The sequence below is a fragment of the Arthrobacter sp. Hiyo1 genome (assembly GCF_001263615.2).
Lineage (GTDB): Bacteria > Actinomycetota > Actinomycetes > Actinomycetales > Micrococcaceae > Arthrobacter.
In genome coordinates, this window is record NZ_DF952471.1 from 22324 (window position 1) to 26246 (window position 3923).

Consider the following 3923-nt stretch of genomic DNA (forward strand, 5'->3'; position numbering starts at 1 on the left):
TCAACGCGTTGTGGATGGCGTCCTTGAACTGCTTCGCAGTGGCGGGCAGCGTCTGTTTGATATCGAGTTCCAGGAAGCTGCCCTCGTGGAAGTTGACCTCGGACAGGATGCCGTTGAGGGGAAGGATGCGGCTCGTGATGGCACGGCGTTCCTCGTCAAGCAAGTGCAGCAAGGTGCTGAACGATTCATGCGTGCGCTGGTTGAAGAACTGCCGGAATTCGGCCTCCTGCGCGGGCAACCCTTCGCTGACGATCTGGTGGTAGCGGGACTCGAACTCCCCCGCGGCGCCGATCGAGGTCCCGTGGTCCGCGGAAATGGCGGTACCCCATTCGCGCACGAATCCTTCGAACATGCGCGTCAGCCGCTCGGCCAACGCCTGCCCGCGCGACTCAGTGGCATGCAGTTCCGCCAAGAGCTTGCTCCGGACTTCGGCAGCCAGGGTGTCGAGTTCATGGAGCTCGCCCACCTCGCCGAATGCGCTGAAGTACGGCTCGAGGGCAGCAACTGTAGCGCCCGACGGCGGCGCCTGGTCCAGGCGGTTGCGCGCAGCATCCAGGAGGGCGTCAGCCGTGGTCATCTGGTGGTCGAGCGTCTTGTATTCGCTCTGCAAAACCGCCGCCGAACCTGTGGAGGACTGGTGCTTTTCGCGTACGGCCTCGATATTTGCACGCAAGGGCTCCAGATCGGCCTGCGCGGCCAAGGCATCCTTGAGCCGCTGCTCGATCTTCGCGAGTTCCTCGGCCGCCACCGCTGCAGAGACCTGTTCCCAGCCACGCTCATCGTCGGCGATGCGACGCAAGGCATCGAGCTGGCGGGTCATGCCTTGGTGCGAATCCTCGCGGCTTTGGGCGAGTTCGGCGGCCTTCAGAAGCTCGTTTTCGAGCTCGCCGACCTTCGCGGCCACGAGCTCCAGCTTGGAAGCGTTGTCGAAACCGAGAACATAGTCTTGCCGGCTCGTGAAGCGATCGTCCTTCTCCACTGTGTTCCTGTTGCGCTTGACCACTCCGCCCAGGCTCAGGCCTTTGTCCAACTTAGCGAGCTCGTCCGGGTCTTCCACGCACGGGTACGCGAAATCGAGGGCGATCCGCTCGCGGATCCACTCTCCGGCGTCGGCGTTCGCCCCCAAGGTGAGGATGTTCAGCTTCGTCAGCAAATCGCCGTCGGACACGTCCTCCACAGCCAAGGCCCCGCCCGCGAGCGGTTTGGACACGTCCACTGCCCGCAGCGCGCCGCGGACCGTGTTGTCGTTCAGGTAGCGCGTGACGGCGGCGAAGTGCTCTCCGGGAACAAGCAGCGTCGTGGCGAGGTTCCGTAAAGCACGCTCGGCCGCGGGCCGCCACTGTTCCTCCCCCTCGGCGAGGTCTATCAGCTCGCTCCAAAGGGCATCCGGTCCTCGGGAACGCCAGTGGCTGCCGCGATTGCGGCGCGGTTTTCAATGCTCGACGGCGGCAGGAGGGACTTGCGCGTCTTCAACGAGACGAGCTCCTGCTGGGCTGCGGCGAGTTCGCGTTTCTTGGTGGCGTGGCCGTCGAAAGCTTCGAAGCGGAGTTCCCGCAGCGCTTCCGAATCGTCCTTGAGTTCGGCGGAGCGGCTCGCTGCCTGCTCGTGGGCCTGCTCCCAACCCTCAGCCGTCCACTCAAGGTTGAGTCCGGCGTCGGCCAATGCTTGGCGTGCCGCCTCCTCCACCTGCTGGCGAAGCTTGAGGCCGACCCGGGCATTTTCGAGCGACTGCTCGATCGCCGAAATCGCGTTACCGCCCTGGTTGTTGTAATCCGACTCGAGCTGGCGAAGCTCCTTGGCGAGCGCGTCCCGGACGCCCCGCTCGGCGCTGAGCTCCTTGGCTTTCGCCTGGGCAAGGTCCTTGAAACGGGCCAAAGTCTTGGCATGGACCGTGACCGAGAGCTGCTGCTTGTAGGCGTCGAATTCCTCGCCGCTGAGCTCCCGGAGCCGGTTGGCTTCCAGCAACGACTGGGCATACTCCTTGTTCATCCCAGGGACGGGGGCGAGCTGGTCGCGCTGCTGGCGCACGTCCTCCAACCGCTGCCTGATGGACATGAGGTTGCTGAATTCCTCGACGACGTCGTCCGCAGCAGTGAGCGTCGCGGGCGCGTCGAGCACCTGGTCGCGGAAGAACGTGTTGACGCTGCCGCCGAGCCCCTTGCCGGCCTGGATCACCCGCAAAAGCGGAAGCGCCTGGTCCGAGTTGATGCCGAGAAGCCGCCGGAAACGCTCCGCAAAGGCCTTGTGCACATCGAAGATCTGGGCGTCCGGGAAGATTGTCTCCAGCGCGCCCTTGGTGAAGCGCTTCTCCGCGATGCCCTCAATCGCGCCGAGATCCAGGGGCTTGTTGTCAATCACATAGAACCGGCCGACGCTGGACTCCGTGCCGTTCTTGGGCAGGTCGAAGAGGGCCGAGATCGTCACCTTGGTGCCGGCAGCGTTGTCGAACGTCAGCGCGACGGCGGACCACGTGGCACCGGGGCGCTGGAAGGCACTCGCCGAACCCTCGCCCACGGCCTTGTCGCCCACTTTTCCACGCATGTACGTGAACGTGGTCCTCTTGTCCTCCACAGCCCCGCCGGCCCGCTGCGCCGCAGCCTCATTGGAGCGTGGACGGGCATCGAAGACACGCAGCATGGCATCGAACAACGTGGACTTGCCGACGCCTGAGTTGCCTGTGAGCAGGGTGCCGTTGCGGTCCACGTGCATCGTGTGGGCGCCGTGGAACGTGCCCCAGTTGACCACCTGGACCAAGGCGAGGCGCATCTGGCCCGGGTTGGTGAGTTCGCCGATCGGAAGCATCGTCGCAATGGTCACTTGGCTGCCTCCTTGGTTTCGTCAGTTGCGTCAAGTGTGGTTGCGTCAGTTGTGGTCGCCTTTGCCTCCGCGGTGGATGCGTCACCACTGCTGTCGGTCACCACGTCGTCCTCTTCCCCGGTGTCGGACTCAGCGTCGTCGTTGGAGTTGGGGTCGTCCGTTTCCGTTAGTTCGATGAGGGGTTCAGTGCCTGATTCGTCGGCTGCTACAGCGATCAGTGCCTCGATTTGGGCCGGGATGTCGCCGATGTTTTCGAAGGGGAGCGCCAGGGGGAGGGCCTTGGAGATCGCGAACGTGTCCTCGATGCCCGTGGGCAGGAGGAGTTGGCGGGCCAGGAGCTTCGTGATGGTGCGGTTCACGACGTCGGTGTCGCGGAGGGCGTCTTGTTGGCCGGATGGCTGGTAGTGCGCCACGAGTTCGGCGATTTCTTCGCGGGTGATCACAGGCTCGGTCTGGGCAGTGACGTGGCGGTCGAGAAGGAGCCTCAGGCGCAGAAGCACGATGGTTTCAACCCGGCTCAACGCACGTTGCTGACGAAGGATGCTCGAGCGGGTGCTTCCTCCGATGGCTTCGGGATCGACGGGACGGAGCACCGCGATCTTGCGCTCGTGATCCAGTTGCAGGTTCAGGAAAAGCTCCGAAAGCCGGCTGCGGAGGATCACTTGGTTGTCCAGAAGGGTGGTCCAGAGCTTTTCGTCGCGGCCGCCGTCGACATACGGACCCTTGAGCAGCCGCACGAGAGCCTGGCGGACCTTCATAGGCAGCACGCCGGTGTCGCCCGGGAACAACGCCGCGCCGTCTACGAATGTGTCGCGCGGCGTGACGCGGAAGGGATCGGAGTGGACATGCTGCGCTATGTCCACTCTTTGTTCCGAAGAGGGGGCATGCTCGGTGGGGTGGGCGTCAGTCATCGGAATCCTTAGTCAGGGTCACGAGCGGCAGGTACGCGGTGCGTGTGCTGCCATCGATTTGTTCGAAGTCGATGTTTTCCCAGGCGGCCCGGTCGAACGCCGCACCACCGTGCAGCGCTTCGGACAGGAGGGCCCGGACGGTGTTGATGTGCCGTTCACCCTCCGGGAGGTTCGCCCAGGCCTCTGCCAGTGTGG

At 64.3% G+C, this 3923-nt stretch carries 1 protein-coding gene and 2 pseudogenes; all 3 read right to left on the reverse strand.

Going from position 1 to position 3923, the window contains the following annotated elements; translation table 11 throughout:
• Window positions 1-2817, reverse strand: a pseudogene (locus AHiyo1_RS11725) (ATP-binding protein); the annotation flags it as partial.
• Window positions 2814-3728: a DUF4194 domain-containing protein gene (locus tag AHiyo1_RS11730; RefSeq protein WP_084784478.1), complete on the reverse strand. Its 915-nt coding sequence runs from the start codon at window positions 3726-3728 to the stop codon at window positions 2814-2816. The pseudogene AHiyo1_RS11725 and the gene AHiyo1_RS11730, both read right to left, overlap by 4 nt.
• Window positions 3721-3923: pseudogene (locus AHiyo1_RS11735) on the reverse strand (DUF3375 family protein); the annotation flags it as partial. The pseudogene AHiyo1_RS11735 and the gene AHiyo1_RS11730, both read right to left, overlap by 8 nt.

Excerpts from the sequence above, each read along its gene's own strand:
- AHiyo1_RS11730 (WP_084784478.1), bottom strand. The coding sequence starts at position 3,728 with ATGACTGACGCCCACCCCACCGAGCATGCCCCCTCTTCGGAACAAAGA.